This is a genomic window from Actinacidiphila sp. bgisy167, from assembly GCF_057707665.1.
This window is the reverse complement of the sequence record NZ_JBYIQP010000009.1, coordinates 62,555-88,043: the sequence shown is the minus strand read 5'-3', so window position 1 is coordinate 88,043 and position 25,489 is coordinate 62,555. Positions and strand designations below refer to the sequence as shown.

At 74.1% G+C, this 25,489-nt stretch carries 23 protein-coding genes and 3 pseudogenes; 13 read left to right on the top strand and 13 right to left on the bottom strand.

What is annotated here, in order from left to right; genetic code table 11:
• The first annotated feature begins 82 nt into the window (after window positions 1-82).
• Window positions 83-445 (top strand): hypothetical protein, encoded by a 363-nt coding sequence (locus AC3ET4_RS05865; protein ID WP_431946618.1) that lies wholly within the window; start codon window positions 83-85, stop codon window positions 443-445.
• 475 nt (window positions 446-920) lie between these two features.
• Here the strand turns inward: AC3ET4_RS05865 and AC3ET4_RS05860 are convergent, their stop codons facing one another.
• A complete protein-coding gene (locus tag AC3ET4_RS05860) occupies window positions 921-2,345 on the bottom strand; it encodes a chloride channel protein (RefSeq protein ID WP_431946616.1) in 1,425 nt (474 codons plus the stop codon).
• A 96-nt stretch (window positions 2,346-2,441) separates the two neighbouring features.
• On the opposite strand from AC3ET4_RS05860, the gene fahA reads away from it, so the two are divergent.
• Complete coding sequence (fahA, locus tag AC3ET4_RS05855; RefSeq protein WP_431946614.1) at window positions 2,442-3,695, top strand: fumarylacetoacetase; 1,254 nt, start codon at window positions 2,442-2,444, stop codon at window positions 3,693-3,695.
• A gap of 332 nt (window positions 3,696-4,027) precedes the next feature.
• Window positions 4,028-4,592, top strand: a pseudogene (locus AC3ET4_RS05850) (aspartate aminotransferase family protein); the annotation flags it as partial.
• Window positions 4,593-4,851: 259 nt separating this feature from the next.
• Here AC3ET4_RS05850 and AC3ET4_RS05845 read toward each other — a convergent pair.
• Both AC3ET4_RS05845 and AC3ET4_RS05840 read right to left on the bottom strand, forming a co-directional pair.
• On the bottom strand, window positions 4,852-6,612 hold the full coding sequence (locus AC3ET4_RS05845) for an acyclic terpene utilization AtuA family protein (RefSeq protein ID WP_431946612.1): 1,761 nt from the start codon (window positions 6,610-6,612) through the stop codon (window positions 4,852-4,854).
• A gap of 136 nt (window positions 6,613-6,748) precedes the next feature.
• On the bottom strand, window positions 6,749-8,110 hold the full coding sequence (locus AC3ET4_RS05840) for an NAD(P)/FAD-dependent oxidoreductase (RefSeq protein WP_431946610.1): 1,362 nt from the start codon (window positions 8,108-8,110) through the stop codon (window positions 6,749-6,751).
• Between the two features lie 293 nt (window positions 8,111-8,403).
• Here AC3ET4_RS05840 and AC3ET4_RS05835 point away from each other — a divergent pair, with 293 nt between their 5' ends.
• Window positions 8,404-8,940: an NUDIX hydrolase gene (locus AC3ET4_RS05835; RefSeq protein ID WP_431946608.1), complete on the top strand. Its 537-nt coding sequence runs from the start codon at window positions 8,404-8,406 to the stop codon at window positions 8,938-8,940.
• Here AC3ET4_RS05835 and AC3ET4_RS05830 read toward each other — a convergent pair.
• A pseudogene (locus AC3ET4_RS05830) lies at window positions 8,888-9,661 on the bottom strand (DUF817 domain-containing protein); the annotation flags it as partial. The gene AC3ET4_RS05835 and the pseudogene AC3ET4_RS05830 sit on opposite strands and share 53 nt — an antisense overlap.
• A gap of 52 nt (window positions 9,662-9,713) precedes the next feature.
• The gene (locus tag AC3ET4_RS05825; RefSeq protein ID WP_431946606.1) at window positions 9,714-9,890 is read right to left on the bottom strand and encodes a hypothetical protein; all 177 of its coding nucleotides are present in this window, start codon (window positions 9,888-9,890) and stop codon (window positions 9,714-9,716) included.
• A 99-nt stretch (window positions 9,891-9,989) separates the two neighbouring features.
• Between AC3ET4_RS05825 and AC3ET4_RS05820 the strand changes: the two genes are divergently transcribed.
• The 3 genes from AC3ET4_RS05820 (at window position 9,990) to AC3ET4_RS05810 (ending at window position 11,245) form a co-directional block, all read left to right on the top strand.
• Window positions 9,990-10,394 (top strand): YidH family protein, encoded by a 405-nt coding sequence (locus AC3ET4_RS05820; RefSeq protein ID WP_431946604.1) that lies wholly within the window; start codon window positions 9,990-9,992, stop codon window positions 10,392-10,394.
• On the top strand, window positions 10,394-10,729 hold the full coding sequence (locus tag AC3ET4_RS05815; RefSeq protein WP_431946602.1) for a DUF202 domain-containing protein: 336 nt from the start codon (window positions 10,394-10,396) through the stop codon (window positions 10,727-10,729). Before AC3ET4_RS05820 ends, AC3ET4_RS05815 begins: the two co-directional genes overlap by 1 nt.
• 66 nt (window positions 10,730-10,795) lie before the next feature.
• On the top strand, window positions 10,796-11,245 hold the full coding sequence (locus AC3ET4_RS05810) for a MarR family winged helix-turn-helix transcriptional regulator (RefSeq protein ID WP_431946600.1): 450 nt from the start codon (window positions 10,796-10,798) through the stop codon (window positions 11,243-11,245).
• Here AC3ET4_RS05810 and AC3ET4_RS05805 read toward each other — a convergent pair.
• Window positions 11,188-12,189 (bottom strand): hypothetical protein, encoded by a 1,002-nt coding sequence (locus AC3ET4_RS05805; RefSeq protein WP_431946598.1) that lies wholly within the window; start codon window positions 12,187-12,189, stop codon window positions 11,188-11,190. The two genes, AC3ET4_RS05810 and AC3ET4_RS05805, sit on opposite strands and share 58 nt — an antisense overlap.
• Window positions 12,190-12,343: 154 nt before the next feature.
• Between AC3ET4_RS05805 and AC3ET4_RS05800 the strand changes: the two genes are divergently transcribed.
• Complete coding sequence (locus tag AC3ET4_RS05800; RefSeq protein WP_431946596.1) at window positions 12,344-12,895, top strand: nucleoside/nucleotide kinase family protein; 552 nt, start codon at window positions 12,344-12,346, stop codon at window positions 12,893-12,895.
• Between the two features lie 43 nt (window positions 12,896-12,938).
• Here AC3ET4_RS05800 and AC3ET4_RS05795 read toward each other — a convergent pair whose 3' ends face one another.
• Entirely contained in the window at window positions 12,939-13,673 is a 735-nt protein-coding gene (locus AC3ET4_RS05795; protein ID WP_431946594.1) for a FadR/GntR family transcriptional regulator, read from the bottom strand.
• Between the two features lie 163 nt (window positions 13,674-13,836).
• Between AC3ET4_RS05795 and AC3ET4_RS05790 the strand changes: the two genes are divergently transcribed.
• Window positions 13,837-14,310 carry a gluconokinase gene (locus tag AC3ET4_RS05790; RefSeq protein WP_431946692.1) on the top strand — a complete coding sequence of 158 codons (474 nt, stop codon included), beginning with the start codon at window positions 13,837-13,839 and terminating at the stop codon, window positions 14,308-14,310.
• A 135-nt stretch (window positions 14,311-14,445) separates the two neighbouring features.
• Window positions 14,446-15,366, top strand: a complete 921-nt coding sequence (locus AC3ET4_RS05785) for an MBL fold metallo-hydrolase (protein WP_431946592.1) — start codon at window positions 14,446-14,448, stop codon at window positions 15,364-15,366.
• A gap of 12 nt (window positions 15,367-15,378) precedes the next feature.
• On the opposite strand, the gene AC3ET4_RS05780 is transcribed toward AC3ET4_RS05785, so the two are convergent.
• Entirely contained in the window at window positions 15,379-16,689 is a 1,311-nt protein-coding gene (locus tag AC3ET4_RS05780) for a glucarate dehydratase family protein (RefSeq protein ID WP_431946590.1), read from the bottom strand.
• Between the two features lie 478 nt (window positions 16,690-17,167).
• Here AC3ET4_RS05780 and AC3ET4_RS05775 point away from each other — a divergent pair, with 478 nt between their 5' ends.
• Both AC3ET4_RS05775 and AC3ET4_RS05770 read left to right on the top strand, forming a co-directional pair.
• On the top strand, window positions 17,168-18,196 hold the full coding sequence (locus AC3ET4_RS05775; protein WP_431946588.1) for a phosphotransferase family protein: 1,029 nt from the start codon (window positions 17,168-17,170) through the stop codon (window positions 18,194-18,196).
• Between the two features lie 3 nt (window positions 18,197-18,199).
• The gene (locus AC3ET4_RS05770) at window positions 18,200-19,423 is read left to right on the top strand and encodes an acyl-CoA dehydrogenase family protein (RefSeq protein ID WP_431946586.1); all 1,224 of its coding nucleotides are present in this window, start codon (window positions 18,200-18,202) and stop codon (window positions 19,421-19,423) included.
• 193 nt (window positions 19,424-19,616) lie between these two features.
• Here the strand turns inward: AC3ET4_RS05770 and AC3ET4_RS05765 are convergent, their stop codons facing one another.
• From AC3ET4_RS05765 to AC3ET4_RS05750, 4 genes and pseudogenes are all read right to left on the bottom strand, one after another.
• A complete protein-coding gene (locus AC3ET4_RS05765; protein WP_431946584.1) occupies window positions 19,617-20,603 on the bottom strand; it encodes an NADPH:quinone oxidoreductase family protein in 987 nt (328 codons plus the stop codon).
• Window positions 20,604-20,622: 19 nt separating this feature from the next.
• Window positions 20,623-21,231 carry a TetR/AcrR family transcriptional regulator gene (locus AC3ET4_RS05760; RefSeq protein ID WP_431946582.1) on the bottom strand — a complete coding sequence of 203 codons (609 nt, stop codon included), beginning with the start codon at window positions 21,229-21,231 and terminating at the stop codon, window positions 20,623-20,625.
• A gap of 134 nt (window positions 21,232-21,365) precedes the next feature.
• Window positions 21,366-22,133, bottom strand: coding sequence for an SDR family oxidoreductase (locus tag AC3ET4_RS05755; RefSeq protein ID WP_431946580.1), 768 nt, complete (start codon window positions 22,131-22,133; stop codon window positions 21,366-21,368).
• A 392-nt stretch (window positions 22,134-22,525) separates the two neighbouring features.
• Window positions 22,526-22,679 (bottom strand): annotated as a pseudogene (locus AC3ET4_RS05750) (penicillin acylase family protein); the annotation flags it as partial.
• Window positions 22,680-22,798: 119 nt separating this feature from the next.
• On the opposite strand from AC3ET4_RS05750, the gene AC3ET4_RS05745 reads away from it, so the two are divergent.
• Window positions 22,799-23,398 carry a hypothetical protein gene (locus AC3ET4_RS05745; RefSeq protein WP_431946578.1) on the top strand — a complete coding sequence of 200 codons (600 nt, stop codon included), beginning with the start codon at window positions 22,799-22,801 and terminating at the stop codon, window positions 23,396-23,398.
• 173 nt (window positions 23,399-23,571) lie between these two features.
• Here the strand turns inward: AC3ET4_RS05745 and AC3ET4_RS05740 are convergent, their stop codons facing one another.
• Window positions 23,572-25,206, bottom strand: coding sequence for an ABC-F family ATP-binding cassette domain-containing protein (locus tag AC3ET4_RS05740; RefSeq protein WP_431946576.1), 1,635 nt, complete (start codon window positions 25,204-25,206; stop codon window positions 23,572-23,574).
• Between the last annotated feature and the right edge of the window lie 283 nt (window positions 25,207-25,489).

The following is a 25,489-nucleotide window of genomic DNA, read 5'->3' as shown; positions in this document are numbered from 1 at the left end:
GGTCGCCTCCGGCATGACAGCGCCGGTGCGCCCGGGCAGCGTTGCCTTCGCACCGCTCTCCGCACAGACGAGGACGCTCACCATGGCAGATCTGGCAGATCTCCGGCGGCACGGCATCCGCGCCGGCGCCCTGTTCCTTCTGCTCGGCGCCGCGGGCTGCTCGGGCCTGACCCCCAAAGCGGTCGGCTCACTGGTGTACACCACCCCCGACGACAAGGTGGTGCAGATCGACAGCCCCTCGGTGGACGGCTGCCACCACCTGCCGCCCACGGGTGCGAAGACCGTCACGAACAACACGCTCAACGACGTGATCCTGCACACCGGCCCAGGCTGCAAGAACCTGGAGGGCACGGAGAGCTACTACCTGGCGACGAACACCAGCAACCCGGGCATGCCGGACGCGGAGCCCTGGATGAGCTTCACCGTCGTCGGCGGCAACGCCTGACCGGAGGCCGTCGCGGCCCGGCCGGGAGGCGAGGGTTGCACGCGCTCCTCCGCCAAGCGCCCCCGCTGGCCGGCCCGTCGCCGCGAGCGGTTGTCCGGCCCGTCCGGGATACGCACCAGGTCCTCCTGGCGGGCGCCGCGCGGCGCGCCGCTGTCGCCGGTGGAGCGGATCCGGACGTCCGGGCCGCACCGGACACGAACAGGGAAGAGCGACGGTCGGCCGGGCGGGAGACACCCGTAGCGGCCGCAGCCCCGCCGCCGGGCCCTCCCGGCCGGTCACGGCGGGCGCCCCCACCCACCCCGTGGGCGGCATCGGATGCCGTCCACCCGCCGGGGGGCCGGGCCCCGCTCGCTCCGCCGGCCCGCACGGCTCAGGGTGTGAGGCCGGCGGTTCGGGGCGAGGCCGCTGCGGGGGCGTTCCTTCGTCGCCCGTCGCGGTGGATCGCTGCGGCGGGCGCGCCACCCCGACGCGTCCGTCATGGCCGCGAGGACACCGGCCGCGGCGCCCGGCCCGGTGCCGAGGGCGGTCCCCCACCCGGCGGCGGCAGGGGCGGGATGTCCGGTCCCGGGGGCAGCAGTTCGACCACCACGAAGGCCACGACCACCGCGAGCACCACGACCGGAACAGAATCGGCGTTGCCGAGCAGGAGCACCACGAGCACCACGCTGCTGACCGGCAGGCGCATCGCGGCGGCGGCGGCCGCGGCCATACCCGCCGCCATCGCCGGCACCACCCCGAAGCCCGGCAGCGGCGCAGCCAGGAGACCTGCGGCGCCGCCCAGGAAGAGCGAGGGGAAGACCGGGCCGCCGCGCAGGCTGCCCAGGCACAGCGCGTATCCGGCGCCCTTGCACAGCAGCACCGCGCCCAGGGCGCCGGCCGGCCATGCCTGCGGATCGGCGGCCATACGTGCCAGCGCCGCCTGTCCGGAGGAGGCGACGTCCTCCGGCGTACGGCCCGTGGTCAGCGCGTACACGGCGGCGCAGGCGCCGGCGGCCAGCGCGCAGAGCACGGTGCGCGGCAGCGGCCGACCGGAGACGAACCCCGCGACGGCCCTGCCGCCGCTGACGATCAGGTGCACGACCGCCCCGACGGCCAGGGCGAGCAGCACGCCCCACACCACGTCGCCCGTGTCGAGCGTGGACGGGCGGGGCAGGCCGATGTCGAGCCGGGCCGTCTGCAGTCCCGTCCAGCGCCCGAAGCCGGTGAACACGATGTCGCCCACGCCGCTGGCGAGCAGGGCGGGCAGCATCACGGCGAACAGCCGCGGCCCGCCGACACCGGCCACCTCCATCAGAAGGACGGCGGCCACCACCGGGTTGCCGAAGATGGTGGCGATCGCCGCGGCGGAACCGGCCGCGCCCAGCAGCGCGTTGCTCCCCGGGGCGGCCGGCCTGCGGACCAGGGCGCGGAAGAGCAGCGCGACGCCCCCGCCGAACGCGATCAGCGGGGCCTCGGGGCCGAGCACCGCGCCCAGCGGCAGGCTCGCCAGCGCGGCGAAAACCACACCGGGCAGCGCCGCGGGGGACTGCCCTTCGGGGTGCAGACCGCCCGCCGGGATGTGGCCGCCGCGACCCGGCAGGCGGGTGGCGACCAGGCCCACGGCCGCTCCGGCGAGGGTGAGCAGCGGCAGCGGCCACCACCACGCGGGCGCCGCCCAGCCGAACCGCTCGGGCAGCACCTGCCACAGCAGCCGCTCCAGTTCGTGCAGCGCGACGAGGAACCAGAAGGCCAGCAAGGACACCGGAACACCGATCAGCGCGGAGAGCACGAGTGTCCTGCGGTACTCGGGCCGGCGCAGCAGTTCGCGCAGCTGGTCGGCCTCCTGAGGCTGGTTGCCGGGTTGGCTGATCGCAGTCCTCCACGGGCGCGAAGGGGCGGAACGGGCGATGTCCGGCGACATTACCGACGCGGGGCCGCACAGCGGCGCAGGCCGCGCTGGACGTTAGGGTGAGCCGACCGCGCGAGGAAGCGCGGCCCCGACGTATCTGGAGGTGCCATGGCCGCCCCCACCTGGGTCGCCGTGCCGGACGACTCCCCCTTCGGCGTCCGCAATCTGCCCTACGGGGTCTTCACCACCGCGGACCGTCCCCGGGAACGCCGGATCGGCGTCGCGATCGGAGACCATGTGCTCGACGCGGGCGCCGCCGCTCGCGCCGCCGGAGCGGGCACGGCCGGTCCGGAGGCCGGGCTGCTGACCGCGCCGACGCTCAACCCGCTGCTGGCGGCGGGCCGTTCGGCCTGGACCGCGGTGCGGTCGCTGATCACCGCCTGGCTGACCGACGAGGCGCACCGGTCGGCCGTCGAGCCGCACCTGCTGCCGCGCGACGCGGTCACGCTCCATCTCGCCTTCGACGTCGCGGACTACGTGGACTTCTACGCCTCGGAGCACCACGCCACGAACGTCGGACGGATCTTCCGCCCGGACGGGGAGCCGCTGCCGCCCAACTGGAAGCACCTGCCGATCGGTTACCACGGCCGCAGCGGCACGGTCGTCGTGTCGGGGACGCCGGTGGTGCGGCCCAACGGGCAGCGCAGGGGCGCCGGCCTGTCCGCCCCGTCCTTCGGGCCGTGCGAGCGGCTGGACTTCGAGGCCGAGCTCGGTTTCGTCGTCGGCGGTCCGACGGTGCAGGGTGTGCCGGTGCCTCTGGCGGAAGCCGAGGAGCACGTCTTCGGGGTCTGCCTGCTCAACGACTGGTCCGCCCGGGACATCCAGGCCTGGGAGACGGTGCCGCTCGGCCCGTTCCTCGGGAAGTCCTTCGCGACCTCCGTCTCCCCGTGGATCGTCCCCCTCGACGCGCTGTCGGCGGCACGCGTCGATCCGCCGGCGCACGACGTGGGAATCCTGCCCTACCTGGACGACCGGGGGACGGGGAGCGCGCCGCGCGGGCTGGACATCGCCGTGGAGGTCCGGCTGAGGGGCGAGGTCGTCTCCCGTCCGCCGTTCTCCACCATGTACTGGACGTACGCCCAGATGCTCACCCACATGACGGTGAACGGCGCCTCGCTGCGGGCGGGCGATCTCTTCGGTTCGGGCACCGTCAGCGGCCCGCGGCGCGAGCAGCGGGGCGCGCTGATCGAGCTGACGTGGAACGGCGAGGAGCCGCTCGTGTTGGCGGACGGGACGAAGCGGACGTTCCTGGAGGACGGCGACGAGCTCGCCATCTCGGCGACCGCCCCGGGCCCGGACGGCACCCGCATCGGCTTCGGCGAGGTCACGGGCCGGGTGGTGCCGGCGCCCGCGCTTGGGTGAATCGCCCGTCCACAGGGCTGTTCGAGCGCCGGGCGGGTGTGGTCTCCTCCGACGCGCGGCGTCCGGGCACGGCACGCCGCGCCGCCGCGTACGCGGGTGGGGTGGACGCGGGTCACGCGTACGCGGGTTGACGCGCGGGCACCTGGACGCGTGGCGACGTCCGCCCCGCTTCTGACGGCCCGGACGCCGCGGGGGAGCCATGTCGGAGACGCTGCCCTCCTCACCAGCCGAGGACGCCGGCCGTGCGTCCGATCCGCCTCCGCCCCGGCAGGTCCGGATCGGCTACGGCCTGGGATCGCTGGTCACCGGCGCCTTCGGCACGGTGCCCGGCCCGGCACATCGGCGAGGACGGCAACCGGGCGCTCGCCGAGCGCACCGCCGTGGCCGCCGACCGGCTGCTGCAGGGACTGCCTGCCGTCGCGGGGGTTCGGTGCTGGGCGATCAGCAGGCCGGGCTCGTCGCGTTCACGCTGCTGGGCGCCGACGGCGCGCCCGACCTGAGCCTGCGGCTCCACCTCGCCGGCGAGATGCGCGAACGCGGCTGGTACCTGCAGCCGCAACTGTCCTCCGGCGGGCTGCCGCCCAGTCCGCACCTGGCCCTGACCCCTGCGGCGGCCGGGCTGGTGGACGCGCTCCTCGCCGATCTGACGCCGCACCGAAGGCGGCGCGCGCCCTCGTACCGGTGGCGGTGGACCCGGGGATCGCCGAGGTCTCGGCCGGGCCGGACCCGGACGCTCTGGGCCCGCCGGAGGTGGCGGCGGTGCCGGCCTTCGCGGGCCTGGGCGCCGGCGCCCTGCCGCGGCCGACGGCGCCGGTGCTCGCGCTGCTCGACGCGCTGCCCGTGCCGCTCAAGGAGCGGCTGCTGACGGAATTCGTCGGGGCGGTCTTCCGCGTCTGACGGACAGGCGCAGTGGGGCGGCGGCGTCCTGGGCTTCGGCAGACCGGCGGGCCGGGCGGCACCGACGGGTGCGTCGGGCCCCCGTGCCGCGGGCGCCATGCGGCACGGACTCTGCGGCCGCGGCGAGGCGTTCGCCGACCAAGCCGGCGGCGCGGTCCAGCACGGTTCACGGGCCGCGCGGCGGCGGCGTGCCCGGGAGGCGCGCCTTCGCGGCACGTGTCGTGGGGGCCCCGCCGGTGGCGGTGCCCTGCGCGTGCGCTCACTCCGCGCGGCGCTGCCCTGGGACGAGCCCGACCGGAACGTCCGCCTCCAGCCCCCGCAGGTACTCGCCGAGTCCCTTCGCCTGCGGGTCGGGTCGGGTGGAGGCGGCGACGCCGTCGCCGAGCAGGCCGTGGAGGACGAAGTTCAGTGCGCGCAGATTGGGCAACTCATGACGCGTGACGGCGAGTTCCGCCGCCTCCGGCAGCAGCGTCCGCAACCGTGGGACGTCGAGCCAGTCGCGCAGCCAGGTGTAGGCGGCGTCGTCGCGGGTCCACAGGCCGACGTTGGCGTCGCCGCCCTTGTCGCCGGAGCGGGCGCCGACGAGCAGGCCCAGCGGGGCGCGCACGGTGGTGCCCCCGGTCGGCCGGGCGGGCGGTGCCGGGGGCTGCGCCGGGACGCGTGCCGCCGACGCGGCGGGCGGGCACGGCACCGGGATGCGGGTGCCGTCCTGGAGCACGACCTCGGGGCGGACGAGGCCGGCGGGGACGAGGGCCGGCCAGTGGACTCCGTACTCGGTGGCCCTGGCGGAGAAACGCTCCATGTGCAGCCCGGGCGCGGTGGACAGGCCGGTGCCGACGACGGCGCCGAACAGGGCGCGGCCGACTTTGTCCCGGTCGGGGTCCTTGACGGTGAGGGTGAGCCGCGCCCCGTTCGCGGTGGGCTCGGTGCGCAGGTCGTACGTCTCGAAGCGGGACGGCCCGCCGGTCGCGTCGAGCAGGGACGCCTCGGCGAAGCGGACCTTGGCCTCGATGTCGGGGCCGGTGAGCACGAAGGCGGCCGTATTGCGGTAGCCGCCGTGGTGGTTGAGGCACACCTTGAGGGTGTCCGGGGCGGCTTCGCCGCGTGCGCCGCTGACCAGCACCCGGTCGGGGCCTTCCTGCCGCAGCGTCACGGTGTCGAAGCGGGCGACGACGTCGGGGTTGAGGTAGGCCGGGCGGTCGATCTCGTACAGCAGTTGGGCGGTGACGGTGTCGACGGTGACCGCTCCCGCGGTGCCCTCGTGCTTGGTGATGACGCTGCAGCCGTCGGGCCGCAGTTCGGCGATGGGGAAGCCGGGGCGCACGGGGCGTTCGATCTCGGTGAAGAAGGAGTAGTTGCCGCCGGTGGCCTGGGCCCCGCACTCGATGATGTGCCCGGCGGTGACGGCGCCGGCGAGCCGGTCCCAGTCGTCGGTGGCCCAGTCGAAGGCCCAGGCGGCGGGGCCGACGACGAGGGAGGCGTCGGTGACGCGGCCGCAGATGACGACGTCGGCCCCGGCGCGCAGGGCCTCGGCGATGCCCCAGCCGCCGAGGTAGGCGTTGGCGGTGAGCGGGCGCACGCCCGCGTCGGCGAGCGGGAGGCCGGTGGACAGGTGGGCGAACGGGTGGCCCGCGCGCTGGATTTCGGGCAGCTGGTCGAGCAGGTCGTCGCCCTCCAGATGGGCGACCACGGGGTGCAGCCCGGCCGCCGCGGCCAGTTCGCGGAGCTTGCGGGCCAGCCCCGCGGGGTTGAGCCCGCCGGCGTTCACGACGATCTTGATGCCGCGGTCCAGGCAGGTGGCGAGGACGTCTCGCATCTGGGCGAGGAAGGAGGTGGCGTAGCCGGCCTCGGGGTCGCGCTGCCGGGCCTTCCAGAGCAGCAGCATCGTCAACTCGGCGAGGTAGTCGCCGGTCAGTACGTCGATCGGGCCGCCCTCGACCATCTCGCGGGCGGCAGACAGGCGGTCGCCGTAGAAGCCGGAGCAGTTGGCGATGCGCAGGGTCTCACGTCGCTGGGTCATGTCCCTCGCCGTCAGCGGTGTCGGTGTTCAGATGTATTCAGTTCAGATGTATTCAGAGGCGTTCAGAGATATTCAGATGTGTTCAGACCTGTTCGCATGCGGGATGGCGCGGTGTGGTGGGACAGCTGGTGCGAGCTCACGCGGCCGTCGCGCGCAGCGACTCGACGTGGCGGCGGATCTCCTCGGGCTTGAGGTAGATGTCGGTGACCTCGAAGTCCTTCAGCGCGGCCGGCCTGCGGGCCTGGAAACCGGTGCGGACGAAGTCGTCGCCGGCGACGGCGTTGAGGAACCAGCCCGCGGTGGCGCGGAAGCGCGCCGGGAAGGTGCGCAGCGCGCCCAGGTGGTAGCCGCGCGCGACCACCTGCGCGGGCAGGCCGCTGAGCGGGATGCCGAGCGGCTTGGAGACCGCCTCGATCCCCCCGAGGTCCACCACGAGCCCGAGGTCGCGGTGCCGGTAGGGCCGCATCGGACGGCCGCGCAGCGCGGCGACGACGTTCTCGGCGACGGCCTTGCCCTGCCGCATGGCGTGCTGCGCGGTGGGCGGGCAGATCGCGTCCCCGCCCACCGCGAGGTCGGGGACCGCGGCGGCGTCGCCGAGTCCGAAGACGCCATCGGCGCCAGGGACGCGCATCTCGGCGTCGGCGACGAGCCGGCCCTTGGCGATCTCGGTGCCGAGGGTGGTCACCAGCGGGCTGGACACGACGCCGGCGGTCCAGATCAGGGTGCGGCAGGGCAGTTTGCGGCCGTCGGTGAACGTGACGGTGTCGGGGGTGACCTCGGCGACGGATACGCCCAGCGAGACCTCCACGCCGCGTTCGCGGACGATCTGCAGAGCCTTCAGGCCGAGCTTCTCGCCGAGTTCCGGCATCAGGCGGGGCGCGATGTCGATCAGGTGCCACTTGATGAGCGCCGGGTCGAGGCGCGGATAGCGCTTCGCCGCCGCTGTCGTGAGCCGCTGGAGCACGGCGGCGGTCTCCGTGCCCGCGTAGCCGCCTCCGACCACCACGAACTGCAGCCGCGACTCCCACTCGGCCTGGTCGGTGGTGGCGGACGCCAGGTCCAGTTGCGCGATGACATGGTCGCGGATGTACGCCGCCTCCGCGAGGGTCTTCATCCCCCGCCCGTACTCGCTCAGGCCCGGGATGTCGAAGGTACGGGTCACGCTGCCGGGGGCCAGTACCAGGTAGTCGTACGGCTCCACGATCTCCTCGTCGGTGATCTTCTTGATCACGACGGCCTTGGCGGCCGGGTCCACCCCGATCGCCCGGCCGGGTATGACGGTCGTGCGGTGCAGCATCCGGCGCAGCGGGACCGCGACCGCCTGCGGGGTGAGCACCCCGGCGGCCACATGCGGCAGCAGGGGCAGGTAGAGCTGATGGCTCCAGGGCGTGACCAGTCGGATCTCGCCCTCGTCGTGACTCAGCCGCCGCTCGAGCCGGTGCGCGCACTCCATGCCCGCGAAGCCGCCGCCGACGACCAGGATCCTGGGTCGCTTCATCACTCGCCTCCCGTAGGACCGTCGGGGCCCGATTCCCTACCCGCGGCGTGTGCGGATACGCCTTCAACGACGCTCGCACACGCCTCGTCGCGGCGCGAACGGAACGGCGGCGTGCGGGGTCGGACACTGCCGCGGACGGCGCGACGGACGTGCGGGGCCGGGGCCGCGACCGCGGAGGACTTGGCCGGACCGTGCCGTGGGCCGATCATGGAACGCCTGGAGGACGCCATGGGGGCTCCGCGGAGCCGTACCCGCGACGGCCTTGTGCGCATGTGCGAAGGGAGAGCAGGCACGTGGAGGACGCCGCGCGCTCGGCGGACGAGCTGCTGGACATCGTGGACGAGCGGGACCGGGTGGTCGGCCGCGCGACGCGTGGCGAGGCCACCGCGCGCCGCCTGCGGCACCGCTGCGTCTTCGTGCTGGCGAGGGACGCCGAGGGCCGGGTGTTCGTGCACCGCCGCACCGCGGACAAGCTGGTCTTCCCCTCCCTCCACGACATGTTCGTCGGCGGTGTGGTGGGCGCGGGCGAGGAGTACGACGACGCGGCGCTGCGTGAGGCGGAGGAGGAGCTGGGGGTCTCGGGACTGCCGCTGCCGACGCCGCTGTTCAGCTTCCTGTACGAGGGGACGGGGGCGGCGGCGGGTCACACCTGGTGGTCCCGGGTGTACGAGGTGCGCTGCGACCTGCCGGTCGCGCCGCAGGCAGAAGAGGTCGCCTGGCACGACTTCGTGACGGAGGAGGAACTGGAGCGCCTCCTGCCGGAGCGGGACTGGGTGCCCGACGGCCTGGAGGCGTGGGAGCGGCTGCGCGCGTGGCGACGACGAAGGTGACGCTTATCAGCAGCGCCCAGGCGCCGAACTTGGCGAGCGAGACCGGCACCCACCCGTGCTCCTGGCCGGGGTAGCGCCAGGCGCCGACGTAGGTGGCGGCGTTCTCCGCGACCCAGAGGAAGAAGCCGATGAGGACGAAGGCGAGCGCGAGCGGCATCCGAAGGCGCACCCCGTCGACCGTGTAGTGCACCCAGGTGCCGGCGGTGGCCCACAGCAGCAGGACGGCCAGCAGCCACCGCGCGTCGGGCAGCCAGTGGTGCGTGAAGAAGTTGAGGTACACCGCCGCGGCCAGGATCGTCATGGCCCGGCGGCGGTAACCGGTCAGGCCCAGTGCGAACAGCCGCCAGGCGGCGCACACATAGCTGCCGACGGCGGCGTAGAGGAAGCCCCCGTACAGCGGGACGCCGCCGAACTTGGTGAGCGCGGGTTCGGGGTAGCTCCAGGAGCCCAGGCGCACCTTGACGAGTTCGAAGAGCAGCCCGACGGCGTGGCACACCGCGATGACGGCGACGTCCCGGCCGCGCTCCCAGCCGAGGGCCCAGAACAGCGCGCTGAGCGCCACGCAGTAGCACAGCAGCAGGTCGTAGCGGGCGACGGGCAGCGGGGGCAGCAGCCGCGAGCCGGCCACGCCCGCCATCAGCGCGACGGCGAAGGCGCAGCAGCGTGCCTCCGTCCAGCCGAACAGCGCGAGTCTCCGGATGACGGTGACGATCGGTCCCATGGGGAGGGGGACACCGCCGGGTGCCGCCCCGGTTCCGGGCGGTGCGGCGCGATCAGTCCAGGGAGCGCAGGGCGGTGTCGACGGCGTCCTCGACGAAGGCCCGGCCGAGGCCGGCCCGGCCGACGACGCGCAAGCCTTGGATGAAGGTGGTGAGGAAGCGGGCGAGCTCCACCGGCTGCTTGTCGGCGGACAGCTCCCCCCTCGCCTCCTCCTGCGGCGCGAATAACATTTCTGGATCGATTGATACAGGTTGCGCGCCTGCCTGGGTCGCCGCGTCCCGGGACCTCGCAGGCGCGCCCGGCCGCCCGGCGCTCGGTAGTGTGGTGCGGTGATCAATCGTGTGCGGGCCGCGGCCGGGGCGGTCGCCTTGTGGTTCGCCCCGACCCGGGTACGGGACGAGGGGACGACGCCCGACTACCGGTTCTCGCTCGCCAACGAGCGGACCTTCCTCGCCTGGCTGCGCACCGCGCTCGCGCTGGTGGGCGGCGGGTTCGCGGTCGACCAGTTCCTCCGCGACCTGCGCCGGCCGGTCCGGGTGACGCTGGCGGTGGTGCTGGTGGTCGGCGGCGCGATGTGCGCGATCCGTGCGGTGAACCACTGGGTGCGCTGCGAGCGGGCGATGCGGCGCGGGGAGGACCTGCCGGTCTCGCGTTTCCCCGCTGCGCTGGCCGTGCTGGTGGCGGCGGTGGCGGTGGCCATGCTGCTCACCGCGACGCTGGGGTGGGCGGGCTGATGGCCGCCCCCGGTGGCGACACGCCGCGGGACCCGGGCCTGCAGCCCGAGCGGACCCGGCTGGCCTGGCGCCGCACCACGCTCGCCTTCGCGGTGGCGGCGCTGCTGGCCGGGCGTGCGGCGGTGCTGCACGGGGGATCGCCGGCCGACCTGCTGGGGCTCTCCCTGTGCGCGGCGGCATGGCTGGCGTTCACCGTGACCGCTCAACGGCGGATCACCGCGCTGGGCGCGCGGCGGCCCGGCACGCTGCGGGCCGCACGGGCGTCGTGGGCGGTGCTGTGCGTACTGGTCCTGGCCGTCACGGGCGCGCTGCTGGTGTTCCTCGGCCCGCGCTGAGGGCGGCCGCTTCGAGGGGCCGCGCCGACGGTCCGCCGTCTCGGCCCGTTGCGTAGACTCGCGGACATGGGCACCCCGACCGCCGCGCAGCCCACCATGACCGAGCTGCTGGAACTGCTCGCCGCCGTCGGCGCCGCCCAGGGGCAGGACTTCGCCGCCGCGGCCGCCCGGCACGGGCTCACCTCCATGCAGGCCAAGGTGCTCGCCCAGCTCGACGGCCCGCTGTCCATGCACGCTCTGGCCGAGCGGCTCGCGTGCGACGCGTCCAACGTCACCGGCATCGTGGACCGGCTCCAGGCACACGGCTTCGTCCTCCGTGAGCCGAGCCCCACCGACCGTCGGGTCAAGAACGTCGTCCGCACCGAACGCGGACGCGAGACCATCCTCCACGTCCACCAGGAGATGCGGGCCACCCACGCGGCACTGGACTCCTTGGACGAAACCGAGCAGGCTGCCCTCTACGCCCTGCTCGAACGACTGCGCCCGATCATGGAATACCCCGCCGACGACCGCTGACGCCGTCCCGGGCCGGAACGGGCACGGGAACCGGCGTCCGGGCGGGAGCACGGGGGCGTCAGGCCCCGCAGCGGGGTGACGAGGGCGCGGACCTCGCGGTCGGCGAAGCCGGGCTCCCGTGAGATCACCCGCACCAGTTCCTCGCGCACCGCCCGTCCGCGACCCGCCTCGACCAGGGCCAGCGACTCGGCCAGCGCCGCCGGGAGCTCCGGCCCGTGCCAGGGCTCCGCGGCGTACGCGTCGAACCAGCGCCTCGGCGGAAACGACGGCTGCAGTTTGGGCTGGTCGTTCCCCAGGTACGACCACACCCACGGGTCCAGGGACACCCCGGTGACGTGCCCCGAGGGCAAGGACCGCGCCCAGTCTCCCGCGGTGTGCTGCCGCCAGCGCCACGTGGTGGGGCTGGTTCGCCGGCGGGACGTCACCCCGACGAAGCGCAGCTTGCGCCGGACCACCGGCCATGGCTCCCGGCTCTCGCGCACCCAGCCGGCGAGAGCGGCGAACAGGCTGTCGTACGTCCCCCCACCGGAGACGAGGTCGACCAGCGCGACCGGTCGGGACCGGCGGGCCAGGTCGTGCGGCGCGAGCCCGGCCGCGCCGAGGTGCTCGCGCAGGCGGGCCGTGTGGGCGGGCCCCGGTTCCGGACGCGGGCGCAGCGACAGCGGCAGGCGCCGCGACAGCCCCTGACGGGTGGTGCCCTCGAAGGCCCCGGTGAGCAGGTCGTACATGCTGTCCAGGGAGCGTCCGACGAAGCACAGATCGGCGCCGCCCGAGCGGGCGAGCACCTTTCCGGTGCACACGGTCAGTTCGGGCAGATACCACAGGCCAGGACGCGTGGCGCCCTCAACGAGGCTGCCCAGCCGGTCCGGCGGCGCCCCGCCGCGCGTGCGTGACAGGGCCCAGCGGTACGGCTGGGGCGGCGGGGCGTCCGGCACGGTCGTCATGCGTTCCAGTGCAGCAGTCCGGCGCCTGCCGGTCATCCGGTTTTCGGCCCGCCGGAGCGTTTCGCTTGACGTGTTCCGAACATAGGGTCGACCTGGCCGTCGTGCGGCATCCGGCGCCGCGACGGAGAGGGCACACGGCGTTGACGTACGAGCGATGCCCCTGATCGCCGGGATCCCCGCGTCGGGGAAGTCCACCGTGGCGCAGGCGCCGGCCGAGCGGCTGCACCGCTCGGCGCACGTCCGGGGTGACGGGTCCCGGCGGATGATCGTCGGCGGGCGGGCCGAGACGCTGCCCGGCGACGGTTCCGGCGACCTCGCGGCGCTGACCGGCGAGGCGCTGCGGCAGCTGCGGTTGCGGCACTCCCTCGCGGTGTCGAGCGCGGACGCCTACGCGGCGGTTCGGGTTCGCCCCCGTCCGGCAGGACGTCATCCTCAGGTGACGAACCGGCGCACGCCGTCGCCTTGTTGCGCACCCGCCCCCGCACATCGTGCTCCTCGCGCCCTCGCCGGAGGTGATCACCGCCCGCGCGGCGGGACGGGACGGGACGGGCGGGCCCGACGGACCTACGGCGCGTGGACGCCGGTGGACCTCGACCGCGCCCTGCGGGCGGGCACCCCTCGCATCGGCCTGTGGCTGCGCATCTCCCTTCAGACCCCGCAGGAGGTGGTGGACGCCATCCTCCGCCACGCGGGCCCCACCCGCTGACCCCGTTCTCGGCCCCCGCCGCCGCGGGGCACCGGGGACGCGCTCAGGGCGACAGGACGTCGAGCTCGCGCAGCGCGCCGACGCAGATCTCCCGCATCAGGCGCTCCGCGGACTCCGCGTCGCGGGCGCGGACCGCCTCGGCGACCCGGACATGGAGGGTGACCGCCTCGGGGTCGGGCGCGCTGAACATGACGTGGTGCTCGGTGCGCCCGGTCAGCACCTCGGCGACCACGTCGCCGAGGCGGGCGAACATCTCGTTGCCGGACGCGGTGAGCACCGCGCGGTGGAAGGCCACGTCGTGCACCAGGTAGGCGTCCAGGTCGGCCGCCCGCCCGGCCGCGGCCATCTCGGCGGCGCGGACGGTCAGTTCGCGGCACTGCCCGGGGGTCGCCGCGGCCGCCGCCAGACCGGCGGCGACGGGCTCGACGGCGGTGCGGAGCGTGGTGAGCGAACGCAGTTGCCGGGGCCGGTCCACCCCGGCCAGGCGCCAGCGGATGACGGCGGGGTCGAAGACGTTCCACTCCTCGGTGCGGCGCACCGTGATGCCGACCCGGCGCCGCGACTCGACGAGGTGCATGGCCTCCAGGACGCGTACGGCCTCGCGGACCACCGTGCGGGAGACGCCGTAGCGCCGCTCCAGCTCGTCGATGCGCAGCACCGTGCCGGACGGATACGCGCCCGAGGCGATGGCGGGCCCGAGCTCCGCCAGGACCCGGGCGTGCAGACCGCCGCGTTCTCCCTGCCGGTCCGCGGGCCGCTGTGTGGTGGGCCGATCCATGGGCGACACCCTACGCGGATTCCTCTTTCGTATGATGATTTTCCGGAGACCGCTTGATCACGTAGTACCTATGGCGTTACCTGGGCGGTCACGGACGTACGAGGAGGCACCTGTGGTGAACGAGGCAGACCAGGCGGGCCCGCACCTGCCCGTGGTCGTGGTGATGGGCGTGTCCGGTTCGGGCAAGTCCACCGTCGGCGGGCTGCTCGCGGAGCGGCTGGGCGTCCCGTACGCCGAGGCGGACGACTTCCACCCGCCCGCCAACATCGCCAAGATGTCGGCCGGGCACCCCCTGGACGACGAGGACCGGGCGCCCTGGCTGGACGCCATCGCGGCCTGGATCACCGGGCGCGGCGACCGGGGCGGCGTGGTCAGCTGCTCGGCACTGCGACGCCGTTACCGCGACCGGCTCCGCAAGGACAGCCCCGGGCTCTTCTTCCTCCACCTCGACGGCTCCGAGGAACTGATCGCCGCGCGTCTGGCGGCGCGGACGGGGCACTTCATGCCCGCCGGGCTGCTGCGCTCGCAGCTCGAGGCGCTCGAGCCCCTGGAGGCCGACGAGGCCGGCGCCGTCGTCGCGATCGGCGGCGACCCCGGGCAGATCTCCGAGCGCGCCCTGGCCGCGCTCCCCCGCTGAGACCCCCGCGCTGGAACTCCCGCAGAGGCACCCGCACCGGGGCTCCCGCACGCCGTGGCGGCGACTCCCCCGCGTCACCGCCGGTACACCCCGCCCTGATACGTTCCATGCGTCTGACCAGGGAAAGGCGTGAAAATGTCACAGCTGCACACCGAGCATCCGTTCACCCGCGAAGTCGCTCCCGGGGTCCACGCCTACGTACAGCCGGACGGGGGCTGGTGCCTGAACAACGCGGGCTGGGTGACCGACGGGAGCACCACGCTGCTGATCGACACCGCCGCCACCGAGCGCCGGGCGCTGATGCTGCGCGACGCCCTCCTCGCCTCCGGCGCCCCGATGCCGGCGCACGTGGTCAACACCCACCACCACGGCGACCACACCTACGGCAACAGCGTCTTCGCGCAGGGGGCCCGGATCGTCGGCCACACCGCGTGCGTCACCGAGCAGGTCGCGGCCGGCCACCAACTGCACGCGATCTGGCCGGACGTCGAGTACGGCGAGGTGCCGGTGATCCCGGCGACGGTCACCTACGAGGACCGGCTGACCCTCCACGTCGGCGAGGAGGAGGTGCAGCTCCTGCACCCCGGGGTGGCGCACACCCTCGGCGACACGATCGTCTGGCTCCCGGGCCGCAAGGTCGTCTTCACCGGCGACCTCGTCTTCAACGGCGGCGCGCCGTTCGTCCCTATGGGCTCGCTCGCGGGCTCGCTGCGCGCGCTGGACGTGCTGCGCTCGCTGGACGCCGAGATCGTCGTGCCGGGCCACGGCGGCATCTGCGACCCCTCCGTGTACGCCACCGTCGAGGGCTACCTGCGCTTCGTGACCGAGCTGGCGGCCGAGGGCCACAAGGCGGGGCGGACGCCGTTGGAGGTGGCGCGGGCGGCCGATCTCGGCGGGTTCGCGACGCTGCGCGAGCCGGAGCGGCTGGTCGCCAACCTGCACCGCGCGTACGCGGAGCTGGACGGCCTGCCGCTCGGGTCGCCCCTCGACCTTCCGCCGGTGATCACCGACATGGCCGTGCTCAACGGCGGCCGGGTCCCGGAGTGCCTGGCCTGAGCCCCGCCCGGGTCACCAGCGGCGGGTGACCCAACCGGGCTCGGCCCTGCGCATGGCGGCGGCGTCGTCCCTCTCGTGGAAGGCGCCGTCGTCCTCCAGCCAGCGCTGGTGGAGCATGCGCAGGGCCGTCCGGTCCAGTTCGACCCCCAGGCCGGGCTCGTCGGACACGGGCAGCCGGCCGCCGCGGAACTCGTGGCGGGTGGTGATGACGTCCTCGGTCTGCCAGGGGTAGTGCGAGTCGCAGGCGTGGTGCAGGTCGGGCACCGTGGCGGCGACGTGCGTCATGGCGGCGAGGCTGATGCCCAGGTGCGTGTTGGAGTGCATCGACAGGCCGACCCCGAAGGTACGGCAGATCGCGGCCAGTGCACGGGTGTTGCGCAACCCGCCCCAGTAGTGGTGGTCGGAGAGCACGATCTGGACCGCGTCCTTGGCGAAGGCCTCGGCGATCTCGGGGAAGGTCGTCACGCACATGTTGGTGGCGAGCGGCACGTCGGTGCCGGCGGACACCTCGGCCATCGCGGCGGTGCCCGCGGCCGGGTCCTCCAGGTACTCGAGGACGTCGCCGAGCTCCCGCGCCACGTGCAGCGAGGTCTCCACCGACCAGGCGCCGTTGGGGTCGAGCCGCAGCGGATGCCCTGGGAACTCCCGGGCCAGGGCCCGTACGGCGGCGATCTCCTGCTCGGGCGCGAAGACCCCGCCCTTGAGCTTGAACGAGGTGAAGCCGTGCTCACGCACCATCCTGCGGGCCTGCGCGACCACCCCGGCCGGGTCCAGCGCGGCGCCCCAGTCGTCCTTGGGACCCTGGCCGCCGGGGTGCTCGGCCCAGCGGTAGAAGAGGTAGGCGCTGTAGTCGACGGTGTCGCGGACCTTCCCGCCGAGCAGGGCGTGGACGGGCAGCCCGAGCACCTTGCCGAAAGCGTCCAGACAGGCCACCTCGAAGGCCGACACCACGGAGAGCAGCAGCTTGTCGGCGGTCTGGACGCCGCGCAGGCCGCCGGCGTCGACGGCGTCCGTGGTCGCCTCTGGCGTCGGGCACACCAGCGCCGCGAGGGTCGGCAGGTTGTTGAGGTCGTCGACGCGGCAGCCCGCCAGGGCCTCCGCCAGCGGCCGCGCGAGGTCCAGGTAGCGGGTGTCGCCGTAGGTCTCCCCGACGCCGCTCACGCCGCCCGCGGTGGTCACCTCGACGATCAGGCGCGGGGTGTAGGGCTGGTGCACGCCCTGGGTGTTGAGCAGCGGCGGGTCGGAGATGAGGACCGGGGTGAGGCTCACCCCGGTGATCGTCAGGTCCTTCTGCTGTGCCACTGCACGCCCCCTAGCGTTCATATATGTGAACTACATGCGTCCACTAGAACGCGACCCTAGGTGGACCCCCTCCCGCACGTCAAGAACGCGCAGGTCGGCGGCGCTACGCCGGTCCTGCGGAGGCGCGCGGGCGGCGCCGGGACGCAGCCGGGCGGTCGCCCAGAGCGCGCCCCCGGGAGTCCGGCCGCCCGGTGCGGCCGGCGGCGGCGCCCGGTGCCGCGAGGCCCATGGTCGGCACCGGCGTCCGCGGGCAGGGCCGCGCCCCGGGGGCAGGCGCCACGGCGAGCACAACGGCGGCGCACCCGCGGCGGGTACCGCCGTTCACCACCCCGTCCGAAGAGCACCGGGTGCGCGCGGTGTCATCGCCCCGGCGGCAGGGAACGGTCTTGGGCGTGATCCGGGTGTGCGGACAGCGCTCGACCGGCATGCGCCGCGCTGGACGACATACCGACTGGTCGGCATGATTGCTGGGACGGCTTCGACGGCGCGAGGAGCGATGATGAGCGGGACGCAGAACCCACCAGGGCTCGACCTGGAACGGCTGCGGCGGCACCTCGACGCCGGGCGGCCCGGGCTGACGGCGGGAGCACTCGAGGGCGAGCTCATCAAGGGCGGCCGGTCGAACCTGACCTACACGGTGACCGACAACGTCTCCCGCTGGGTCGTGCGGCGTCCCCCGCTCGGCCACGTCCTGGCGACGGCCCACGACATGGCCCGCGAACACCGCGTGATCAGCGCCCTGCGCGACACCCCCGTCCCCGTTCCGGGAGCCGTGCTGCTCTGCGAGGACCCCTCGGTCATCGGCGCGCCCTTCTACGTCATGGACTTCGTCGAGGGAACGCCCTACCGCACCGAGCGGCAGCTCGCGGCGCTCGGGCCTGAGCGCACCCGGGACGTCGTGCTGCGGCTGGTGGACACCCTCGTGGCGCTGCACCGTGTGGACCCCCGTGCGGCAGGGCTGGACGGCTTCGGCCGGCCCGAGGGCTTCCTCGAGCGGCAGCTGCGCCGCTGGGGCAAGCAGCTCGACGCCTCCCGCAGCCGCGAGCTGGCCGGCGTCGACGAGCTCGCGGCGCTGCTCGGCACGCGCCTGCCCGCCTCCGCGCCCCCGGCGGTCGTGCACGGCGACTACCGGCTCGACAACGTTCTCATCGGCGCCGACGACACCGTCCGGGCCGTCCTCGACTGGGAGATGTCAACCCTCGGCGACCCGCTCACCGACCTGGGCCTCCTGGTCATGTACAGCGAACTGCGCCCGACCCCGGGCACCCCGGTCTCCGCCACCGGGGGCGCGCCCGGCCACCCCTCACCGGCCGAGCTGGTCGAGCGCTACGCCGCCGGCTCCGGACGCGACGTGTCCTCGCTCGACTGGTACACCGCCTTCGCCTACTTCAAGCTCGCGGTCATCCTCGAGGGCATCCACTACCGCTACACCATCGGCCGGACCCTGGGCGCCGGCTTCGACCGGATCGGCGCCCTGGTGCCGGCCTTCATCGACAACGGCCTGCGGGCACTTCAGCAGGGAGGCTGAGCCGTGGACTTCGGTTACGACGCCAGGACCGAGGAACTGCGCGGGCGGCTGCTCGCGTTCATGGACGAGCAGGTGTACCCGGCCGAACCGGTCTTCCGGCGGCAGCGCGAGACGGCCGAGAAAGAGGCCGTGTGGAGCGCACCGCCGGTCGTGGAGGAGCTGAAGGCGAAGGCCCGCGAGCGGGGGCTGTGGAACCTCTTCCTCCCCGGCGAGCGCGGCGCCGGGCTGACCAATCTGCAGTACGCGCCCCTGGCCGAGATCACCGGCCGCAGCCCGCACCTCGCGCCGCCGGCCCTCAACTGCGCCGCGCCGGACACCGGCAACATGGAGCTGCTCAACGAGTTCGGCACCGAGGAGCAGCGCAAGACCTGGCTGGAGCCGCTGCTCGCGGGCGAGATCCGCTCGGCCTTCGCGATGACCGAACCCGACGTCGCCTCCTCCGACGCGACCAACATCGAGACGCGCATCGAGCGGGTCGGCGACGAGTACGTCATCAACGGCCGCAAGTGGTACATCTCCGGGGCCATGAACCCGCGCTGCCGGATCCTCATCGTCATGGGCCGGACCGACCCTGCCGCCGACCGGCACCGCCGGCAGAGCATGGTGCTGGTGCCGCGCGACACCCCCGGTCTCGAAGTGCGCCGCGGCATGAGGGTGTTCGGCTACGACGACGGGGACCACGGCGGCCATGCCGAGGTGGTCTTCCAGGACGTGCGGGTCCCCGTGGACCATCTGATCGGCGAGGAGGGCGGCGGCTTCGCCATCGCCCAGGCGCGTCTGGGGCCGGGCCGCATCAACCACTGCATGCGGCTGATCGGCATGGCCGAGCGGGCGGTGGAGCTGATGTGCCGGCGCGCCACGGAACGAGTGGCCTTCGGCAAGCCGCTGGCCGAGCAGGGCGTCGTGCAGCAGTGGATCGCCGAGGCCCGGGTGGAGATCGAGCAGCTGCGGCTGCTGGTGCTCAAGACCGCCTGGCTGATGGACACCGTCGGCAACCGGGGCGCCCACACCGAGATCCAGGCCATCAAGATCGCCACCCCCGAGAAGGTCGGGTTCATCCTGGACCGCGCCATCCAGCTGCACGGCGCAGGCGGCGTCAGCCAGGACTTCCCGCTGGCGGAGCTGTACGCGGCGGCCCGCACGCTGCGGTTGGCCGACGGACCCGACGAGGTCCACAAACGCTCCCTGGCCCGCCGCGAACTGAAGCGGTACGCCCGGGACGCCTGACCCCGCCTCCGCCGCTCGGCTCCCCGAGACCCTGGTCCCGGGGAGCCGCGGTGTCCCGCCGTCGCGCGCCCTTCGGCCGCGAGACGGCGGGACAGCCGACCACCTGCCGTCCCCTCCCCGCCGCATCCCTCGTCCTGTCAGCGGCATCAGCGGCGGCGTGCGGACGCACGCCGACGACGCGTGCGGTACGCCGTCAGCGCGGGACGACCACCACGCGGCCGGTCGTCGCGCCGTCCGCGACCCGCTGGACCGCGTCGGCCGCGTCCGCCAGCGGGAGGCGTTCGCTGACCAGGGGCCTGACCGCGCCCCGCGCGGCGAGGCGGGAGAGTTCCTCGTGGCAGCGGCGTACGGCGGCGGGGTCGTGGGTGTTGTACAGGCCCCAGTGCAGGCCGACGACGGAGTAGTTCTTGACCAGGGCGTGGTTGAGGCCTGGAGCGGCGATCGTGCCGCTGGCGAAGCCGACGACCAGGATGCGGCCCTCGAAGGCGACGCACTTGGTGGACCGGGTGTAGGCGTCGCCGCCCACCGGGTCGTACACGACGTCGGCGCCGCGACCGCCGGTCGCCTCCTTGACGACGGCCACGAAGTCCTCGCGGGTGCGGTCCACGACGACGTCGGCACCCAGTTCCCGCGCCGTCTTCGCCTTCTCCGGACCGCCGACCACGCCGATGACCGTGGCGCCCGCCGCCTTGCCGAGCTGGACGGCGGCACTGCCGACACCCCCCGCGGCGGCGTGCACGAGCAGGGTCTCGCCCTCGCGGAGCCCGGCCCGCCGGTGCAGGCCGAACCAGCCGGTCTGGTAGCCGATGTGGAGGGCGGCGGCCTCGGCGTCGTCCAGCTCGGCGGGCGCCGGCAGAACCTTCGCGGCCGGGACGACGGCGAGTTCGGCGAAGGCGCCGTCGGGCAGTGCGGCGGGGGCGATGACCCGGTCGCCGACCGTGTGCCCCGCGACCCCCTCGCCCACGGCGACGACCTCGCCGCAGAACTCGACGCCGGGGGTGAACGGCAGCGGCGGCCGCACCTGGTAGTGCCCCCGGCACAACAGCGCGTCGGGGAAGTTGACGTTCGCGGCGCGGACCTTCAGGAGCAGCTCACCGGGGCCCGGCTGCGGGTCGGCGACCTCGTCCAGGCGCATCGCCGCGCGAGGCTCCCCGTTCTCGTGCACTCGCCATGCCTTCATGCGTCTGCTCCCGGTTGAGTCAGGGCTGCCGCACCGAGTGCAGCAGCATGTCCGCGAAGTCGGCGGCCACCTGTCCGGCGGACAGCGGCCCGCCCTTCCGGTACCAGGTGCCGAGGTGGTGCACGGCGCCGAAGAAGAAGTCGACGACGAGGTCCGGCCGCACCTCCGGCCGGAACACGCCCTCTCGCTGCCCCTCCTCGACCAGCGCGCGGAACTTCTCGTGGTAGCGGCGGCGGTCGGCCCGCACTGCCTTCTGCTTCTCCGGGCTGAGCTGGTGCATCGACCGGAAGAAGATCTTGGTGTCGTCCAGGTTGTCGATGCTGGTGACGACCACGTCGGCGGCCGCCTCGACCAGGCGTTCGGCCACCGGCGCCGCCTCCTTGCCTGCGATCGACTCCAGGCGCTCCATCTGCAACCGCAGCACGCGCCCGTAGATCTCGTGCAGCAGGTCGTCCTTGCTGCCGAAGTAGTGGTACAGGGCGCCCTTGGTGACACCGGCCGCCTCGACGATCTCCTGCACCGACGTCCGGTCGTATCCGCGCTCGGCGAAGAGGCGGGTGGCCTCGGCGAGCAGCCGCTGGGGTACCGCGGTCGCGGTCGCCTTGGGTGAGGTGGTGCTGCGTGCCATGGCCTGCCCTCTCTCGGTACCGGTGCGCCCGCACAGCGTACCGACCGGTATGCGGCCCCTCCCTCCGCGCCCGCGGCTTCCCCGCCGTCCCCTCGCGCCGCGCTCAACCTCGCGGATCCCTCTGCCGTCCGGGCTCACGCGCCGGGTCCCTCCTCCAGCTTCCGCTGCACCCGGTTCATGCCGTCGATCCAGCGGTCGGTGTCCCCGGCGCGGGCCGCGTAGTAGGCGCCCGTCCCGGGATGCGGAAGGATCAGGAAGCGCTCGTCGGCGATGCCCTGGAACACGGCCTCCGCGACGTCCTCCGGTTCGATGGCCGTGGGCGCGAGCACGAGGTCGCCCGCGGGCCCGGCCGCGCGCAGCATGCCGGTGCGCACGCCCTCGGGGCAGACCGCGTGGACGCGCACACCCCGGTGGCGGTAGGTGACGGCGAGCCACTCGGCGAAGGCGAGGGCGCCGTGCTTGGTGACCGAGTACGGGGCGTCGCCGACCATGGTCAGCAGCCCGGCGGCGGAGACGGTGGCGACGAAGCGGCCCTCGCCGCGCTCCAGCCACTGCGGGAGCAGCGCCCGGGCCGCGCGCACGTGCGCCATGACGTTGACGTCCCAGACCCGCTCCCAGACGGCGTCGCCGACCTCGGCCCCGGCCATGCTGCCGATGCCGGCGTTGGCGCAGAACACGTCGACGCCCCCGCCGAGCGCCGCGCGGGCCGGCTCGACCACGACCGAGGCGTCCCCGGGGACGCAGATGCCGCCGATCTCGTCCGCGACGCTCTTGGCGGCGGCCTCGTCCAGGTCGTTGACGGCGACACGGGCGCCCCGCGCCGCGAACCCCCGGGCCAGCGCGGCCCCGATGCCGCCGCCGGCGCCGGTGACCACCACCCGGGCATCGCGCAGGGCTTCCATCGCGTCTCCTTCGCCTCGGGACGGCTCCGGGGCACAGACTAAGCGGTCGCTCAGCCCTTGGGAAGGGGCTACACGCGGGCCGGCTCCCGGCATGCCGTGGGACGGTCACCGGCCCGCACGGCCCGCACGGGCCATGCGCGACGGGTTGTCTTCGTCGACGGGCCCGGCCGGTGAGTCCCGGGCGGGGCCCCTTCGGCTCCGGGGACGTGGGCTTCACCCCAGGGCGCACACCTGAACCTGCTCGAGCCCGGTGCCGTCCGGGCGCTGCTCGATGCGGCGCCGGCCCGGGGTGGCGGCCGGAGGAGAGGCGGGCGGTGGAGGCCGACGGCTGGCCCCTCTTGGAGACGGCGGCCGCCGTGTGCTGGTAGGTGGGGCGGTTCTGCCGGCGACGTCCTGGCCGAGGTGGTCGCGCTCCACCCGTGGTCCTGGCCTCGGCCAGCTCCACGTGATGCTCAGGCCCGCGAAGGAGGCGCCGCGGGCACCGATGTCGGGGCTCTGGATCTCCTGCAGCAACAGCAGCGGTGGCGCGAAGGGGCCGGTCTCGGGCCGAGGACGGCTTCCCTACGCCATCCCGGCCGGAACCCGCCGGGCCGGGGATGGATCCGCAGCGCCGTCCGTTACGTCCATGCGAAAGCGATGCGACACCGACGACGGAGGTGGCACACATGGCCGGATTCAGGAGCCTCGCCAGACAGGTGCGCGATCCCCGGCGCTCCCCCACCCAGCGCCGCACCTACCTGCGCAGGTGCCTCGAGCGCTTCGCGCCGTACGGGCACCGCGCGACCTGGGACCACCTGTGCGCCGGCGCGGGGATCGCGCCCGACGACCGCGAGCCGGACCCTGCCCGCCTCCTCGCGGCCCTCGCGGAACTGGAGGAGGCGCGGGCGGTATGGCTCGCCTACGAGCGGGAGTTCGCGGCCCGCCGCAAGGAGGAGAAGCACTCCGGCATCCGGCAGCCCGGCGCGCTCGACGACTGGCACCGGCGCACCTGGGGCGGCAACGGGGTCGCCTGGTGCGAGGACCCCCGCGTCCACCCGGACGCCCGGCTGGCCGACGTGCTGCGGCGCCTCATCGCGGCGATCGACGCCGGGCCGGGAACGGGATGCCCGGTCTGCGGCGAGGAGCGGCTGCGGTGGCGGACCGGGCTCGACCACTACCCCGGCTCGGGGCCGGTGTGCGGGCGGTGCGGGATCGTTGTGCCGGTGCCGGTGCTCTGCGAGGCGGCGCTCGGGGAGGCACGCGGTGCGCTGCTGCGCACGGCCTGATCGTCCCGCGGAAGGCCCGGTCGCCGAGCACGGCGACCGGACGCGGGCGCGGCGGCGGGACGGCGCGTGAGCGCCGCGGGCCGCGGTCCGCTCGCCGCGGCCGGCAGAGCCCGGCCGGCTGCCGGCGCGGTCACCGAGTCGGACGTCCCGCGCCCTCCGTGCACGAGCGCTCCTCACACCTCGGGTGCCCTGGTCTCCGTCAGCTCCCCGCCGGTGAGGCGCAGCCACCGGTCGACGCCGATCTCGCGCAGGAACCGCTCGTCGTGGCTGACCACCACGAAGGCCCCCTGGTAGGAGCTGAGAGCGCTCTCCAGCTGTCCGACACTGACCAGGTCGAGGTTGTTCGTCGGCTCGTCCAGGAGCAGCAGGTGCGGCGCCGGTTCCGCGCAGAGCACACAGGCCAGGGTGGCGCGCAGCCGCTCGCCCCCGGAGAGCACCCCCACGGGCAGATGGGCGCGAGGCCCCCGGAAGAGGAAGCGGGCGAGCAGGTTCATCCGCTCGGCCTCCGGCCGCTGCGGGGCGTGGTCGGCGAAGTTCTCGGCGACCGTACGGTCCAGGTCGAGCAGGTCCAGGCGCTGCGAAAGGTAGGCGACACGACCGTCGGCCCGCGTGACCTCGCCGCTGAGCGGAGCCAGGTCGCCGCTCAGCAGGCGCAGCAGGGTACTTTTGCCGGCGCCGTTGGGACCGGTCAACGCGACGCGCTCCGGCCCCCTGATCGACAGGTCGACGCCGTGGCCGGCGAACACGTCCTTGTCTCCGAGGCGGACGCGAAGGTGCTCGCCGAGGAAGAGGTTGCGCCCGGCGGGCACATGGGTGTCGGGCAGATCGAGTGAGATGCGCTGCTCGTCGCGCAGCGCCCGCCCTGACTCGTCCAGCCGGGCTTTCGCCTCGCTGACCCGGCCGGCGTGCACCTGGCCCGCCCGGCCCGCGGACTCCTGTGCGCCCCGCTTCATGGTGCCGGCGAAGATGCGGGGCAGACCGGCGCTCTTCAGGTTGCGGGCGGCGTTGCTCTGCCGGCGTTCGGCGCGCTCGCGGGCCAGCTGCATCTCCCGCTTCTCCCGCTTCAGCTCCTGCTCGGCATTGCGGTGGTTCCTCTCCGCGGCCTCCTGCTCGGCCCGCACGGCTTCCTCGTACTCGGTGAAGCCGCCGCCGTGGAAGCGCAGATCGTCCCCTTCGAGTTCGGCGATGCGTTCCATGCGGTCGAGCAGCGCGCGGTCGTGGCTGACCAGAAGCAGGCAGCCGGTGAAGTCCTCCACCACGTCGTAGAGCGTGCGCCGGGCGTCGAGGTCGAGGTTGTTGGTGGGTTCGTCGAGCAGCAGGACGTCGGGCCGCTTCAGCAACTGTGCGGCGAGGCCGAGGGAGACGACCTGGCCGCCGCTGAGGGTGCGCAGCCGGCGGTCGAGGGCGAGGTCCGCCAGACCGAGGCGGTCGAGCTGGGCACGGGTGCGTTCCTCGATGTCCCAGTCGTCCCCGATGACGGTGAAGTGCCTCTCGTCGACGTCGCCGGAGGCGACGGCGTCGATGGCCTGGATGACCGCGGCGACGCCCAGCACCTCGGCAACCGTGAGGTCTCCCGTCAGCGGGAGGCTCTGCGGGAGGTAGCCGAGGCCGCCGGCCACGGAGATGGACCCGGCACCGGGCCGCAGCTCACCGGCGATGAGTTTGATCAGCGTGCTCTTGCCCGTGCCGTTGGGCGCGACCAGGCCCGTGCGGCCGGAGCCGAGGCTGAAGGACAGGTCGTGGAAGAGGGGAGTGTCGTCGGGCCAGGAGAAGGACAGGTTCGAGCAGACGACGGCAGCGTGCGACATGGGTGTGACCTCGTGAGGAGGGGCAGGGAAGACACCTCTGCCCCGGTGGTGGCGGAGGGCGGGAAAGGGGACGACAACGAGGCCACGCCGGCGGCGCTTGCGCGCGCCTGCCCGTGACCTGTCCTGTCCGGGTATCACCCGGAGATGTCGTCGTCCACCACCATGTCCGGTCTCCTCGATGAAAGGTCAATGTCTCTGCGAGGGTAACAGCGCGCGACCAAGACAAGGAACGAATAAGAGCGCGGCCCCCGCGAGCCACCAGGCCGTGGAAGCCCCACGACCC